The organism is Pseudomonas sp. Z8(2022) (genome assembly GCF_025837155.1).
Classification (GTDB): Bacteria; Pseudomonadota; Gammaproteobacteria; order Pseudomonadales; family Pseudomonadaceae; genus Aquipseudomonas.
Map to the genome: position 1 here is coordinate 598,429 of NZ_CP107549.1, position 14,134 is coordinate 612,562.

14 protein-coding genes are annotated in these 14,134 nt (G+C 64.4%); 10 read left to right on the forward strand and 4 right to left on the reverse strand.

Features of this window, described 5'->3' with window-relative positions:
• The first annotated feature begins 38 nt into the window (after positions 1-38).
• From OEG79_RS02755 to trpC, 8 genes are all read left to right on the forward strand, one after another.
• Entirely contained in the window at positions 39-1,418 is a 1,380-nt protein-coding gene (locus OEG79_RS02755; protein WP_264147359.1) for a DUF3360 domain-containing protein, read from the forward strand.
• A gap of 58 nt (positions 1,419-1,476) precedes the next feature.
• The gene (gene gabD, locus OEG79_RS02760; RefSeq protein ID WP_264147360.1) at positions 1,477-2,931 is read left to right on the forward strand and encodes an NADP-dependent succinate-semialdehyde dehydrogenase; all 1,455 of its coding nucleotides are present in this window, start codon (positions 1,477-1,479) and stop codon (positions 2,929-2,931) included.
• Positions 2,932-3,025: 94 nt separating this feature from the next.
• Positions 3,026-3,700 (forward strand): ribulose-phosphate 3-epimerase, encoded by a 675-nt coding sequence (gene rpe, locus OEG79_RS02765; protein ID WP_264147361.1) that lies wholly within the window; start codon positions 3,026-3,028, stop codon positions 3,698-3,700.
• Positions 3,697-4,377 carry a phosphoglycolate phosphatase gene (locus tag OEG79_RS02770; RefSeq protein WP_318840828.1) on the forward strand — a complete coding sequence of 227 codons (681 nt, stop codon included), beginning with the start codon at positions 3,697-3,699 and terminating at the stop codon, positions 4,375-4,377. The genes rpe and OEG79_RS02770 overlap by 4 nt, the downstream gene beginning before the upstream one ends.
• A gap of 205 nt (positions 4,378-4,582) precedes the next feature.
• Positions 4,583-6,073, forward strand: coding sequence for an anthranilate synthase component I (trpE, locus tag OEG79_RS02775; protein WP_264147362.1), 1,491 nt, complete (start codon positions 4,583-4,585; stop codon positions 6,071-6,073).
• Positions 6,074-6,086: 13 nt separating this feature from the next.
• On the forward strand, positions 6,087-6,683 hold the full coding sequence (locus tag OEG79_RS02780; RefSeq protein ID WP_179543870.1) for an aminodeoxychorismate/anthranilate synthase component II: 597 nt from the start codon (positions 6,087-6,089) through the stop codon (positions 6,681-6,683).
• The gene (trpD, locus tag OEG79_RS02785; RefSeq protein ID WP_264147363.1) at positions 6,680-7,726 is read left to right on the forward strand and encodes an anthranilate phosphoribosyltransferase; all 1,047 of its coding nucleotides are present in this window, start codon (positions 6,680-6,682) and stop codon (positions 7,724-7,726) included. The genes OEG79_RS02780 and trpD overlap by 4 nt, the downstream gene beginning before the upstream one ends.
• Positions 7,723-8,562, forward strand: coding sequence for an indole-3-glycerol phosphate synthase TrpC (trpC, locus tag OEG79_RS02790; RefSeq protein ID WP_264147364.1), 840 nt, complete (start codon positions 7,723-7,725; stop codon positions 8,560-8,562). Before trpD ends, trpC begins: the two co-directional genes overlap by 4 nt.
• 48 nt (positions 8,563-8,610) lie before the next feature.
• Here trpC and crp read toward each other — a convergent pair whose 3' ends face one another.
• A complete protein-coding gene (gene crp, locus OEG79_RS02795) occupies positions 8,611-9,255 on the reverse strand; it encodes a cAMP-activated global transcriptional regulator CRP (protein ID WP_220804025.1) in 645 nt (214 codons plus the stop codon).
• A 234-nt stretch (positions 9,256-9,489) separates the two neighbouring features.
• Between crp and OEG79_RS02800 the strand changes: the two genes are divergently transcribed.
• The gene (locus OEG79_RS02800) at positions 9,490-9,912 is read left to right on the forward strand and encodes an OsmC family protein (protein WP_264147365.1); all 423 of its coding nucleotides are present in this window, start codon (positions 9,490-9,492) and stop codon (positions 9,910-9,912) included.
• Between the two features lie 45 nt (positions 9,913-9,957).
• On the opposite strand, the gene coq7 is transcribed toward OEG79_RS02800, so the two are convergent.
• Together coq7 and OEG79_RS02810 are read right to left on the reverse strand one after the other, a co-directional pair.
• Positions 9,958-10,605 carry a 2-polyprenyl-3-methyl-6-methoxy-1,4-benzoquinone monooxygenase gene (coq7, locus tag OEG79_RS02805; RefSeq protein ID WP_264147366.1) on the reverse strand — a complete coding sequence of 216 codons (648 nt, stop codon included), beginning with the start codon at positions 10,603-10,605 and terminating at the stop codon, positions 9,958-9,960.
• Between the two features lie 305 nt (positions 10,606-10,910).
• Positions 10,911-11,741: a formylglycine-generating enzyme family protein gene (locus tag OEG79_RS02810; protein WP_264147367.1), complete on the reverse strand. Its 831-nt coding sequence runs from the start codon at positions 11,739-11,741 to the stop codon at positions 10,911-10,913.
• Positions 11,742-11,862: 121 nt separating this feature from the next.
• Here OEG79_RS02810 and OEG79_RS02815 point away from each other — a divergent pair, with 121 nt between their 5' ends.
• A complete protein-coding gene (locus OEG79_RS02815; RefSeq protein WP_264147368.1) occupies positions 11,863-13,344 on the forward strand; it encodes an AAA family ATPase in 1,482 nt (493 codons plus the stop codon).
• Here OEG79_RS02815 and OEG79_RS02820 read toward each other — a convergent pair.
• Positions 13,331-14,128: an SDR family NAD(P)-dependent oxidoreductase gene (locus tag OEG79_RS02820; protein WP_264147369.1), complete on the reverse strand. Its 798-nt coding sequence runs from the start codon at positions 14,126-14,128 to the stop codon at positions 13,331-13,333. The two genes, OEG79_RS02815 and OEG79_RS02820, sit on opposite strands and share 14 nt — an antisense overlap.
• Positions 14,129-14,134 lie beyond the last annotated feature (6 nt).

The window sequence follows — 14,134 nt, forward strand, 5'->3', positions numbered from 1 at the left end:
CTCGCTGCTTACAACTCTAATAAAGCTGGGTAATTCAAATGTCCGAACTGCATCAACAAGACCTGGGCGTCGAAGCCCCGTACTGGCCGGTGGGGCCATTCAAGGTACGTCTGCCTTTCATTCACTACCGCTTCGAGATCTCCGACTACATGCAGGGCCTGCTCATGTGCGCGGTGGATCTGGCGGCCATCCCGCTGATGACCGAATTCCTCGGCATGCCTTTCGAGGTGGCGCTGGCGGTGGTCATGCTCAACGGCCTGCTGTACCTGACTCACCATCTGCTGGGCGACCCGGTGGTGCCGGGCTGGATCACCCCGGCGATCCCTCTGCTGATGGCCTACTGCAGCCAGTTCCCGGAGGGCCCTGAGCGGGTGCATGCGCTGATTGCCTTCCAGTTGATGCTGGGGATATTTTCCATCGGCCTGGGCATGACGGGGATGGCGCGCAAGGTGGTATCGCTGGTGCCCTCGGCACTGAAGGCCGGCATCATCATGGGCGCCGGCCTCAGTGCGGTGGTCACCGTATTCAAGGAAGGCGGTCGATTCGACAGCTTCCCCTGGACCATTTCCATTGCCATCGGCATCGCCTTCTACCTGGTGTTCTCCATCCACTTCCAGGAGCTGAAGAAACGCAGCCGTTTCTGGTGGAACTTCGCCAAGCTGGGGATCTTCCCCATCATCCTGCTGGCGGTGTTCGTCGCGCCGATCTTCGGCGAGGCGTCCTGGCCGAACATCGAGTGGGGCATCAGCAAGCCGGACTTCGTTACCCTGTGGAACGAGTACACCGTATTCGGCCTGGGCATGCCGCCTTTGATGATGTTCGTCACCGCCATCCCTACCGTGTTTGCCGCTTATCTGGTGGTGTTTGGCGACGTGCTCGGCGCCAAGGCGATCCTTTCCGAGGCGGACCATTTGCGCCGTGACGAGAAGGTCGACTTCAACCCCAACCGTTCGCACCTGATCTTCGGCGGGCGCAACGCCTTCATGAGCATCTTCGGTCCCGACGTGGCCATGTGCGGCCCGCAGTGGTCGGCCATGCAGGTGGTTATTACCGAGCGCTTCAAGGGCGGCGCCAAGGCCATGAAGTCCATCTACGGTGGTGTCGGCTCCTTCCGCTGGGGCACCAATACCGGCCTGCTGCTGCTGCCGGTGGTAACTCTGGTGCAGCCGATCCTGGGTGTGGCGCTGGCATTGACCCTGCTGATCCAGGGCTACGTCAGCGTCCGTCTGGGCATCATGGAAGCGCGCAGCCAGCGTGACCTGGGCATCGCCGGTGTGATCGGCGCGGTGCTGGCGATCAAGGGCGCCGGTTGGGCCTTTGCCATCGGCGTCGGCCTGTGCGCGCTGATCTACGGGGCGCAGATGTTCCGCGGCGAGAACGACCAGACCTTCACCAAGGATCTGCCGCCAGGCGAGTGACCCTGTTCAACCCATCAGTACCGCCAGGGCGGAAAGGCCCTGGCGTGAGGAACGATCCATGCAACTCAACGATCCCGATCTGCTGCGCCACCAGGCCTATATCGACGGCCAGTGGTGCGATGCACCCGACGGCAGCGTCACTGAAATATTGAACCCGGCCAACGGCGAGTCCCTGGGCCATGTGCCGAACCTGGGCGCGGACGAAACCCGCCGCGCCATCGAGGCCGCCCAGGCCGCACAGCCGGCCTGGCGCGCGCTGACCGCCAAGGAGCGTGCGGCGCGCCTGCGTACCTGGTACGAGCTGATGCTCGCCAACCAGGAGGACCTGGCGCAGATCATGACCGCCGAACAGGGCAAGCCACTGCCCGAGGCCCGCGGCGAAGTGCTCTACGCCGCCTCCTTCATCGAGTGGTTCGCCGAGGAAGCCAAGCGCGTCTACGGCGATACCATTCCCGGCCACCAGGCCGACAAGCGCCTGATCGTGACCAAGGAGCCCGTTGGCGTGACGGCGGCGATCACCCCGTGGAACTTCCCCGCGGCGATGATCACCCGCAAGGCCGGCCCGGCCCTGGCTGCCGGCTGCGCCATGGTCCTCAAGCCGGCGCCGCAGACTCCGTTCAGCGCCCTGGCGCTGGCGGTGCTGGCCGAACGTGCCGGCATTCCGGCCGGGCTGTTCAGCGTGCTGCCGGCCGATGCCGAGCGCTCTCGTGAGGTGGGCGCCGAGCTGTGCGCCAACCCCATCGTGCGCAAGCTGTCGTTCACCGGCTCCACCGGCGTCGGCATCAAGCTGATGGAGCAGTGCGCGCCAACCCTGAAGAAGCTGTCCCTGGAGCTGGGCGGCAACGCGCCGTTCATCGTCTTCGATGACGCCGATCTGGATGCGGCGGTCGAGGGCGCCATGGTCGCCAAATACCGTAATGCCGGGCAGACCTGCGTCTGCGCCAACCGCATCTACGTGCAGGATGGCGTGTATGACGCCTTCGCCGAGAAGCTGGCGGCAGCGGTGGCAGGGCTCAAGGTCGGCCACGGCACTGAAGCCGGTGTGACCACCGGCCCGCTGATCGACGCCAATGCCGTGACCAAGGTGCAGGCACATCTGGCCGATGCACTGGGCAAGGGCGCAAAGGTATTGCAGGGCGGCCAGGCGCTGGGCGGCAATTTCTTCGCGCCCACCGTACTGGTCGATGTGACGCCGGACATGCGGGTCGCCCGTGAGGAAACCTTTGGCCCGCTGGCGCCGCTGTTCCGTTTCAGCAACGAGGCCGAGGTGATCCGCCAGGCCAACGACACCGAGTTCGGTCTGGCCGGCTACTTCTACACCCGTGACCTGGGCCGTGCCTTCCGGGTCGGCGAGGCGCTGGAGTACGGCATGGTCGGTATCAACACCGGGCTGATCTCCAACGAAGTGGCGCCGTTCGGCGGCATCAAGGCCTCCGGCCTGGGCCGTGAAGGCTCCAAGTACGGGCTGGATGAGTATCTGGAGATCAAATATCTCTGTCTTGGCGGCATCTGAGGCATTTGCGCGCGCCGCCGTCAGGCGGCGCTGCGAGATGGTCGTCTAGCCGCTACAATGCGCGCCACCGTGATCAAGCACTCAGAGGTGCGCCATGCAACCCTTCGCCATCGCCCCGTCGATCCTTTCCGCCGACTTCGCCCGTCTGGGTGAGGAAGTGGACAACGTACTCGCCGCCGGGGCGGACATCGTGCATTTCGATGTCATGGACAACCACTATGTGCCCAATCTGACCATCGGCCCGATGGTCTGCGCGGCGCTGCGCAAGTACGGCATCACCGCGCCCATCGACGCGCACCTGATGGTCAAGCCGGTGGATCGCATCATCGGTGACTTCATCGAGGCCGGTGCCTCGTACATCACCTTTCATCCGGAAGCGTCCGAGCACATCGACCGCTCGCTGCAGCTGATCAAGAGCGGCGGCGCCAAGGCCGGTCTGGTGTTCAACCCGGCTACCCCGCTGGACGTGCTCAAGTACGTGATGGATAAGGTCGACATGGTCCTGCTGATGAGCGTCAACCCCGGTTTCGGCGGGCAGAAGTTCATCCCCGGCACCCTCGACAAGCTGCGCGAAGCGCGTGCGCTGATCGATGCCAGCGGTCGCGAAATCCGCCTGGAGATCGACGGCGGCGTCAACGTGCAGAACATCCGCCAGATCGCCGAGGCGGGCGCCGACACTTTCGTCGCCGGCTCGGCCATCTTCAACCAGCCGGACTACAAGGCCGTGATCGATGCCATGCGCGCCGAACTGGCCCAGGTGCGTGGATGAAGCCGCTGCGCGCGCTGTGCGCCGGTGAGCTGCCGCGCCTGGTGATGTTCGATCTGGACGGCACGCTGATCGACTCGGTGCCGGACCTGGCCGCAGCGGTGGACCGCATGCTGGTCGAGCTGGGGCGCGCTCCGGCGGGTGTGGAGCAGGTTCGCCAGTGGGTCGGCAACGGCGCCCGCGTGCTGGTTCGGCGTGCTCTTGCTGGCGCTCTGGATCATTCGGCGGTAGGCGAGAGCGAAACAGAGGAAGCGCTGGCGCGCTTTCTCGATATCTATGCCGACTGTCACGAGCTGACGGCGCTCTACCCGGGTGTGCACGAGCTGCTCGAAGCCCTGAGCACAGCGGCGGTGGAGCTGGCGGTGGTGACCAACAAGCCGGAGCGTTTCGTTGCTCCTTTGCTGGAGCAGGTCGGCCTCGGCGGCTACTTCCGCTGGATCATCGGCGGTGACACCCTGCCGCAGCAAAAGCCCGACCCCGCTGCGTTGCTGCAGATCATGCGCCTGGCGGGCGTCGAGGCGACGCAATCGCTGTTTATCGGTGATTCGCGCAACGACGTATTGGCCGCTCACGCCGCAGGCGTGCCCTGTGTCGCGGTCAGCTACGGTTATAACCACGGCCGACCGATCGCCGAAGAAAAACCGAGCCTGGTGGTGGATAACCTCGCCGAACTACTCTGATGGTTGCTTAGGCCGAGCGGCTGCGCTACCGTGGCCGCTCTCCTTTTACCCCGCCTGTCGAGATCGCACCGTGGTGGTTAGCTGCAAACTCTGGATGAAGGTCATCAAGGCTCTGGCCCGTTGGCGCTGGCGCGCCTGATTTCGTCCTGCCGCCGCGCGCGGCCCGTTTGCACCCGACCGTTTTCCCCGAGCCATGAGGCTGATCATGACCCATGAAGAATTCCTGCGTTTAGCCGCCGAAGGCTACAACCGCATCCCGCTGGCCTGCGAAACCCTGGTGGATTTCGACACGCCGCTGTCCATCTACCTGAAACTGGCCGACGCGCCCAACTCCTACCTGCTCGAATCGGTGCAGGGCGGCGAGAAGTGGGGTCGTTATTCGATCATCGGCCTGCCGGCGCGTACCGTGCTGCGCGTTCATGGCCATGATGTCGTGGTCAGCACCGACGGCGTCGAGGTCGAGCGTCACCAGTGTGCCGACCCGCTGGAGTTCGTCGAGCAGTTCAAGGCGCGCTACAAGGTGCCGACCATCGCCGGCCTGCCGCGCTTCAACGGTGGTCTGGTGGGCTACTTCGGCTATGACAGCGTGCGTTACGTCGAGCCCAAGCTGGCAGCGGGCGTCAACCCCGACGCGCTGGGTACGCCGGACATCCTGCTGATGGTTTCCGACGCCGTGGTGGTATTCGACAACCTGGCCGGCAAGATGCACGGCATCGTGCTGGTCGATCCGGCCGAGGCCGATGCCTTCGAGCAGGGCCATGCGCGCCTGCGCGAGATCCTGCACAAGCTGCGTCAGCCGATCACTCCGCGCCTGGGGGTGGACCTTTCCGCGCCGCTGGGCGAGGAGCCGGCATTCCGTTCCAGCTACAGCCAGGACGATTACGAAGCAGCAGTCCGTTCGATCAAGGAATACATCCTGGCCGGCGACTGCATGCAGGTGGTGATCTCCCAGCGCATGTCGATCCCGTTCAAGGCCGCGCCGATCGATCTGTACCGCGCGCTGCGCTGCATCAACCCGACGCCGTACATGTACTTCTTCAACTTCGGTGACTTCCATGTGGTCGGCAGCTCGCCCGAGGTGCTGGTGCGTGTCGAGGACGGCCTGGTTACCGTGCGCCCGATCGCCGGTACGCGCCCGCGCGGCGCCAGCGAGGAAGCGGACAAGGCACTGGAAGAGGATCTGCTGTCCGACGCCAAGGAAATCGCCGAACACCTGATGCTCATCGACCTGGGGCGCAACGACACCGGTCGCGTGTCGCAGGTCGGCTCGGTGAGGCTGACCGAGAAGATGGTCATCGAACGCTATTCCAACGTCATGCACATCGTTTCCAACGTCACCGGCCAGCTCAAACCCGAACTGTCGGCGATGGACGCGCTGCGTGCCATCCTGCCGGCCGGCACCCTGTCCGGGGCGCCGAAGATCCGCGCCATGGAGATCATCGACGAGCTCGAACCGGTCAAGCGCGGTGTCTACGGCGGCGCGGTCGGCTACTACGCCTGGAACGGCAACATGGATACCGCCATCGCCATCCGTACCGCTGTGATCAAGGACGGCGAGCTGCACGTGCAGGCCGGCGCCGGGATCGTCGCCGACTCGGTGCCCGCGCTGGAGTGGGAGGAAACCCTGAACAAGCGCCGCGCCATGTTCCGCGCCGTCGCACTTGCCGAACAGACCGCCGTCCAGGACCAGGAATAAGAGGAGCCGTACCATGCTTTTGATGATCGACAACTACGACTCCTTTACCTACAACGTGGTGCAGTACCTGGGCGAGTTGGGTGCCGATGTCCATGTGATTCGCAACGACGAGCTGAGCATCGCCGAGATCGAGGCGCTCAAGCCCGAGCGCATCGTCGTCTCGCCCGGTCCGTGCACGCCGACCGAGGCGGGTGTATCCATCGAGGCCATCCTGCATTTCGCCGGCAAGCTGCCGATTCTCGGCGTCTGTCTCGGCCACCAGAGCATCGGCCAGGCCTACGGCGGCGATGTGGTGCGCGCGCGCCAGGTGATGCACGGCAAGACCAGCCCGGTGTTCCACGAGGACAAGGGCGTGTTCGCCGGCCTCAACAACCCGCTCACCGTGACCCGCTATCATTCCCTGGTGGTCAAGCGCGAAACCCTGCCGGACTGCCTGGAAATCACTGCCTGGACCCAGCATGAAGACGGCTCGGTCGACGAGATCATGGGGCTGCGCCACAAGACCCTGAACATCGAGGGGGTGCAGTTCCACCCCGAGTCGATCCTCACCGAGCAGGGCCACGAACTTTTCGCCAACTTCCTCAAGCAGACCGGAGGCGTGCGCGCATGAACATCAAGGAAGCCCTCAACCGGATCGTAGCCCAGCTCGATCTGACCACCGAGGAAATGCAGTCGGTCATGCGCGAGATCATGACCGGTCAGTGCACCGATGCGCAGATCGGCGCCTTCCTCATGGGCATGCGCATGAAGAGCGAGACCATCGACGAGATCGTCGGCGCCGCCAGCGTCATGCGCGAGCTGGCCTCGCCGGTGAAGATCGACGCCGAGCGTCTGGTCGACACCTGCGGCACCGGCGGCGACGGCATGAACATCTTCAACGTCTCCACTGCGGCCGCCTTTGTTGTCGCCGCGGCCGGCGGCAAGGTGGCCAAGCACGGCAACCGCGCCGTATCCGGCAAGAGCGGCAGCGCCGATCTGCTGGAGGCGGCCGGGGTCTACCTCGGCCTCAAGCCCGAGCAGGTGGCGCGCTGTGTGGAGAGCGTCGGCGTCGGTTTCATGTTCGCCCCGTCCCATCACGGCGCGATGAAGCATGCCATCGGTCCGCGTCGCGAGCTGGGGCTGCGCACCGTCTTCAACATGCTCGGCCCGATGACCAACCCGGCTGGCGCCCGCCATCAGGTCATCGGCGTGTTCAGTCAGGCGCTGTGCCGGCCCATGGCCGAAGTGCTGCAGCGTCTGGGCAGCGAGCACGTGCTGGTGGTGCATGCGCAGGATGGTCTGGACGAGATCAGTCTGGCTGCGCCCACATTCGTTGCCGAACTCAAGGACGGCACGGTCAGCGAGTACCGTATCCAGCCCGAGGATTTCGGCATCAAGAGCCAGAGCCTGATCGGCCTGACCGTCGACAACGCCGAGCAGTCGCTGGAGCTGATCCGCGACGCACTGGGCCGCCGCAAGACCGAGAATGGCCAGAAGGCCGCCGACATGATCGTGCTCAATGCTGGCGCGGCGCTTTATGCCGCCGACCACGCCGAGAGCCTGCGCGAAGGCATCGCGCTGGCGCATGACGCCCTGCACACCGGGCTGGCGCGCGAGAAGCTGGAAGAGCTGGTGTCCTTTACCGCGGTATTCAAACAGGAGAACGAAGGGTGAGCGTGCCAACCGTGCTGGAGAAGATCGTCGCCCGTAAGTTCGAGGAAGTGGCGGCGCGTCGTGCCCAGGTCAGCCTCGCCGAACTCGAGGCCGCTGCGCGCAGTGCCGATGCGCCGCGAGGCTTCGCCCGTGCGCTGCTGGAACAGGCGGCGCGCAAGCGGCCGGCGGTGATTGCCGAGATCAAGAAGGCCTCGCCGAGCAAGGGCGTGCTGCGTGCCGACTTCGTGCCTGCCGAAATCGCGCGCAGCTACGAGGCCGGTGGCGCCACCTGTCTGTCGGTGCTGACCGATATCGATTTCTTCCAGGGCGCCGACCAGTATCTGCAGCAGGCCCGCGCGGCCTGTTCGTTGCCGGTGATCCGCAAGGATTTCATGGTCGACCCCTACCAGATCGTCGAAGCCCGTGCGCTGGGCGCCGACTGCGTGCTGCTGATCGTCTCCTGCCTGGATGACGCGCGCATGGTCGAACTGGCTTCCGTGGCCAGGGATGTCGGCCTCGATGTGCTGGTCGAGGTGCACGACGGCGAGGAGCTGGAGCGTGCGCTGAATACCCTGGATACGCCACTGGTGGGTATCAACAACCGCAACCTGCACACCTTCGATGTCAGTCTGGAAACCACCCTCGACCTGCTGCCGCGCATTCCCCGTGATCGCCTGGTGGTGACCGAGAGCGGCATTCTCAACCGCGCCGATGTCGAGCTGATGGAAATCAACGAGGTCTACGCCTTCCTGGTCGGCGAAGCCTTCATGCGTGCGGAAAGCCCGGGCAGCGAACTGCAGCGTCTGTTCTTTCCCGAGCGCGGCCGGCCTGCAGCAATCAGCATCGCCCCCGAGTGACGCCCATGAAAAAGCCGGCAATCAAGCCGGCTTTTTCATGGGGTTGGTTCAGCGCGTGCCGAAGACCACCATGGTCTTGCCCTTGACGTGGACCAGGCCCTGTTCTTCCAGGGACTTGAGCACGCGACCGACCATCTCGCGGGAGCAGCCGACGATACGACCGATCTCCTGACGGGTGATCTTGATCTGCATGCCATCCGGGTGGGTCATGGCGTCCGGTTGCTTGCACAGGTCGAGCAGGGTGCGTGCGACGCGACCGGTCACGTCGAGGAAGGCCAGATCGCCGACCTTGCGTGTGGTGTTGCGCAGGCGCTCGGCCATCTGGCTGCCCAGGGCGAAGAGAATGTCCGGGTCCTGCTGGGTCAGCTCGCGGAACTTGGCGTAGCTGATTTCCGCGACCTCGCATTCGGTCTTGGCGCGAACCCAGGCACTGCGTTCCTTCTCTGCGCCTTCCTTCTCGAACAGACCCATCTCGCCGAAGAAGTCGCCGGAGTTGAGATAGGCAATGATCATCTCGCGGCCGTCGTCGTCCTCGATGAGGATAGTGACCGAGCCTTTGACGATGAAGAACAGAGTTTCGCAGCGATCGCCCGCGTAGATGATGGTGCTTTTGGCGGTGTAGCGTCGGCGGTGACAGTGTGCGAGAAGTTTGTCGAGGTTCTTTATTTTAGGTGTAAGGGTAATAGCAACCATGCCCGAGTCCCGAATATGAAAAGTGAAGGCCTTTGTCCAACGGCAATTTCTTATTAGTTATCTGGTCAAGTGTGCCAGCAATCCGGCGTCAGCTTAACAGACGCACCATGAGCGGGGCATTTTTTGCGACATGAGTAACACAACCTGCGGGAACTTTAGCCCAATTGCCGCGCACCGGACTGTCGTCCGCCTGTGCTAACCTGCCGGACTTTTCCACTTTGGGAGCCAATATCGATGAAAGCGCGTGTGCAATGGGCCGGTGAAGCTCTGTTCCTCGGCGAGTCCGGTAGTGGCCATGCCGTGGTCATGGACGGTCCGCCTGATGCCGGTGGCCGTAACCTCGGTATTCGGCCAATGGAGATGTTGCTGATCGGCCTCGGTGGCTGCAGCAACTTCGATGTGGTCAGCATTCTGCGCAAGGGCCGCCAGCCGGTGGAAAGCTGTGAAGTGTTCCTTGACGCCGAGCGTGCCGATGAGGAACCCAAGGTGTTCACCAAGATTCATCTGCACTTCGTGGTCAAGGGGCGTGGGCTGAAAGAGGCTCAGGTCAAGCGGGCAGTGGAACTGTCGGCGGAGAAGTACTGCTCCGCCTCGATCATGCTGGGCCGTGCCGGTGTCGATATCAGCCACGACTACGAGATCATCGAACTGGGCTGAGTTGGCCGGATACAACGAGGGCGCCATTTGGCGCCCTTGTTCGTTTCAGATGCGGTAGGTGCTCCTGGTCATGACCTTCGACAGCAGGGTCATGCCGAACTTCACGGGAGCCGGGAAACGCACGCCGCCTGCTGCCAGGGCGCTGTTGGCGTGCTGCTGCTCATCGACGCGCATCTGTTCGAGGATGGCGCGGGACTTGGCGTCATGTTCGGGCAGTTGCTCCAGATGCTCATCCAGATGCTTGCATACCTGATCTTCGGTGGCGGCGACGAACCCCAGGCTGACGCGATCGCTGACCAGCCCGGCAACGGCACCGACACCGAAGGACAAACCGTAGAACAGCGGATTGAGCACGCTCGGATGGCTGCCCAGTTCGCGAATGCGCTGTTCGCACCAGGCCAGGTGATCGATTTCCTCATCGGCCGCGTGCTCCATGGCACTGCGTACCTCGGGCAGCCTGGCGGTCAGCGCCTGCCCCTGATAAAGCGCCTGGGCGCAGACTTCGCCGGTGTGGTTGATGCGCATCAGGCCGGCGACATGGCGCGACTCTTCGCTGCTCAGCTCCGTTTCCTTTTCCACGATGGCGGGCGAGGGACGAGCCGATGCCCCGCTGAATGGCAGCAGCGTGCGCAGCGCGGCATCGGCTTGCAGCAGCAGGCGGTCGACGGGGGAATACTGGCGTTCGCTGGCCATGAGGCACCTCCAGAGGAAACAACCCGGCTAGTCTACTGCAAAGTCGCCAGATCGTCCGTGGCTCAGAGGCTGTTCCAACCTCCCGCGAGCTAGGATCGCGCAATACCGATGGCGGCCCCGCAAAAACTGGTGAGGAACGGTCGAAGTCGCGGGCGACTGTACTCTCGTACATGGGCATTGCTCGCTTCGCTCACCCCTTGGGGGCTGCACTAAAGTGCGTTGGCCGCAAGCGGCTTTCCGTGCCTGTTTTTAACACAGCAGGGCCGACGCGCAGCAGACTTTGGGCAGTCTCTCAGGGCAGTCTCTCAGGGCAGCTCGCGCAGCACGCGAAAGCCCAGCGCATAGTCGCGATGATGCGGCTGCTTGAGGTCGCGCATGCTGCTGCGCAGGTAGCTAGGGCCGCTGTTCCAGGCGCCCCCGCGGACGACCCGAGGGCTGTTGTCGAGCAGGCCGGCGCTTTGCGTTTCGCTGCCATCGAACTGCAGGGTGAAGCGCGAGGCCGTCCACTCCCAGACATTGCCCGCGGTGTCGTGCAGGCCAAAGCCGTTGGCCGGGAACTGGCCGACGGCTGCCGTCTTGTTGCGCAACAGGCGCGGGCTGGCGCAGCCGCGGCAGTGGGCGCGGGGCGCCTGTTCGTCGCTGTCGAGCGCCTCGCCCCACCAGTAGTAACTCTGGCTGCCGCCGCGTGCCGCATACTCCCATTCGGCTTCGGTCGGCAGGCGATAACGTGCGCCAGTCTCGCGCGACAGCCATTGGGCGTAGGCATGGGCGTCGCGCCAGGACACATGGATGACCGGGCGCTGCGCGGAAAGGCCCCAGCCTTCGTTATTGGGCATGGGCAGTGCGTTGGCTTCGGCGTATTTCTGCCAGTCGGCGAAGGTGACTTCGTAGCGGCCAATGGCGAAGGGCCGGTCGAAGGCAATACTCCGTAGCGGGCGTTCGTTGTCATTGCCGCGACCGCTGGCATCGCCCATATGAAAGGTGCCAGCCGGCACCACCACCAACTCGGGCCCCTGGCCGCCACTGTTCAGCGGGTCGCTCAGGAACTCGGTGGCGACGGCCTGCAGGCTTGCCAGCAGCGCCACTGCGACGATGGATGCGGCTAGTGTGACGCGGCGCGCTTTCAGCACTTGCACGGCGCGAGGCCTCCGGCGACGATCTGCCTGTTCAGACGGTCCATGCTGTGAGCTCCGATTCTGCGAAAGCGCGGATGGTAACCCTGCTCATTCGCCTGGCCAACTTCACAAGGAGCGGGTGTTGAAGAACGATATTCATGATCTTGGGTTGGTGCTGGATTCCAAGGTCAAGCTGGTGGTGATCGAGTCCTGGGACGAGGTTCGCGTGCTGGAGACCCTGACCGGTCTGGCGATCAGGCGTGGTCTCGGCCTGCATACCTGGTCGGTTACCGAAGGGCTGCAGCGCCTGGGATTCGGCGGCGCGCCGGTGGATGAGTCGCCGACCCAGGAGCCGGAAGCGGCGCTGCGCATGATCAAGGCCGACCCGCAGCCGAACCTGTACGTGATGTGCGATCTGCATCCGTATCTCGATGGCAATCCACGGCTGGTGCGCCTGCTCAAGGAAATCGCCATGAGCGAGGCAGCGCACAAGCCGACGCTGGTGCTGGTGTCGCATGCGATCAAGCTGCCGGCCGAGGTGCAGCGATTCGCGGCACGCTTCAGCCTTGCGCTGCCATCGGAGGACGAACTGCTGAGCATCGTGCGCGACGAAGCCGCGCGCTGGAGCGAAAGCAATCGCGGCGCGCGGGTGCGCACCGACAATCGCACGCTGCAGCAGGTGGTGAAGAATCTGCGTGGCCTCAGCCATGCCGAGGCGCGCGCGCTGGCGCGCAACGTGATCTGCGATGACGGCGCCATCACCCAGGAAGACATCCCCGAACTGAACAAGACCAAGTTCCAGCTGCTGGACCTTGAAGGCGTGCTCAGCTTCGAGTACAACACCGCACGCTTCGCCGAGGTCGGCGGGCTGGTGAATCTCAAGCGTTGGCTGGGCGAGCGTCAGGCCAGCTTTCTTGACGGCAAGCAGATCGATGCGCCGAAAGGCGTGATGCTGGTCGGTGTGCAGGGTGGCGGCAAGAGCCTGGCCGCCAAGGCGGTTGCCGGGCTCTGGGGCCTGCCGCTGCTGCGCCTGGATTTTGCCTGCCTGTACAACAAGTTCTTCGGCGAAACCGAGCGCAATCTGCGCGAGGCGCTACGACTGGCCGAGCAGATGGCGCCATGCGTGCTGTGGATGGACGAGGTGGAGAAGGGCCTGGCCAGTGGCGATCATGACGGCGGCGTGAGCCAGCGTGTGCTCGGCACCCTGCTGACCTGGATGGCCGAGCGCAAGGCGCCGGTATTCGTCGTCGCCACGGCCAACGCCATCGACCGACTGCCCCCTGAGCTGGTGCGCAAGGGTCGTTTCGACGAGCTGTTCTTCGTCGACCTGCCCAGTGCCGAAGTGCGAGCCGAGATCTTCCGCATCCATCTGCAGCGACGCGAACTCGAGCCCGCGATTTTCGACCTGGCGCAACTGGCCGCTGCCAGCGAAGGCTATTCCGGGGCGGAGATCGAGCAGGCGGTGGTCAGCGCGCTGTACGCCGGCCAGGCGCAGCAGCAGGCGGTCGATCAGGCTTTGCTGTTGCGTGCCCTGCAGAGCACTGCGCCGCTCTCGGTGGTGATGGCCGAACGTCTGGCTGCGCTGCGTGCCTGGGCGGATGGGCGGACGGTCAACGCTGGTTGAGGTCGGTGAAGGGGCGGGTCAGCCGACCGCTGAGTTTGCGCACCAGCCAGCGAGGTCCCAGGCGCGGGGTCAGGGCCAGCAGGCGGTTGCGCCAACCGGGAATGATGATGGCGCGGTTCTTTTCCAGTGCGCGAACAGTAATCAGCGCCACTTCCTCGGGGCTCATCATCAGCTTGCTGCCGGTCAGACGGCTGACGTCCATCTGCGCCGTGCGGAAGAAGGCGCTGTGGGTTGGCCCGGGGCAGAGCACTGACACCCGCACGCCGCGCTCTCTCAGCTCCTCGCGCAGCCCTTCGGAAAAATGGAGCACATAGGCCTTGCTGGCGTAGTAGCTGCTCATCCAGGGACCGGGCTGAAAGGCAGCCACCGAAGCGACGTTGAGAATCTGCCCGCCGCCGTGTTCGGCCATGCACTGGCCGAGCGCATGGCACAGTCGGGTCAGCGCCAGGACGTTGACCTCGAGCTGTTCCTGCTCGCGGCTCCAGTCCTGTTCCAGAAAGGAACCGGCGCAGCCAAGACCGGCATTGTTCACCAGCAGGTCGATGTGCCACTGGCCCTCTTCCAGCTCCAGCAGCAGGCCGGACAGCTGCAGCGGCTCGCTCACATCACAGAGCCGAAACAGCACCTCGACGCCGAAGCGCTGAGCCAGCTCGCAGGCAATGCTTTCCAGTGCCTCACGCCGCCGCGCCACCAGGATCAGGTTGCGCCCGCGGCGTGCCAGGGCTTCGGCCAGGGCCAGGCCGATGCCGCTGGAGGCGCCGGTGATCAATGCATAGCTGCGCATGGTCGT

Bases quoted from the DNA above. Each gene is read 5' to 3' on its own strand.
- OEG79_RS02755 (WP_264147359.1), top strand. From the start codon at position 39: ATGTCCGAACTGCATCAACAAGACCTGGGCGTCGAAGCCCCGTACTGG.
- gabD (WP_264147360.1), top strand. From the start codon at position 1,477: ATGCAACTCAACGATCCCGATCTGCTGCGCCACCAGGCCTATATCGAC.
- rpe (WP_264147361.1), top strand. From the start codon at position 3,026: ATGCAACCCTTCGCCATCGCCCCGTCGATCCTTTCCGCCGACTTCGCC.
- OEG79_RS02770 (WP_318840828.1), top strand. From the start codon at position 3,697: ATGAAGCCGCTGCGCGCGCTGTGCGCCGGTGAGCTGCCGCGCCTGGTG.
- trpE (WP_264147362.1), top strand. From the start codon at position 4,583: ATGACCCATGAAGAATTCCTGCGTTTAGCCGCCGAAGGCTACAACCGC.
- OEG79_RS02780 (WP_179543870.1), top strand. From the start codon at position 6,087: ATGCTTTTGATGATCGACAACTACGACTCCTTTACCTACAACGTGGTG.
- trpD (WP_264147363.1), top strand. From the start codon at position 6,680: ATGAACATCAAGGAAGCCCTCAACCGGATCGTAGCCCAGCTCGATCTG.
- crp (WP_220804025.1), bottom strand. From the start codon at position 9,255: ATGGTTGCTATTACCCTTACACCTAAAATAAAGAACCTCGACAAACTT.
- OEG79_RS02800 (WP_264147365.1), top strand. From the start codon at position 9,490: ATGAAAGCGCGTGTGCAATGGGCCGGTGAAGCTCTGTTCCTCGGCGAG.
- coq7 (WP_264147366.1), bottom strand. From the start codon at position 10,605: ATGGCCAGCGAACGCCAGTATTCCCCCGTCGACCGCCTGCTGCTGCAA.
- OEG79_RS02820 (WP_264147369.1), bottom strand. From the start codon at position 14,128: ATGCGCAGCTATGCATTGATCACCGGCGCCTCCAGCGGCATCGGCCTG.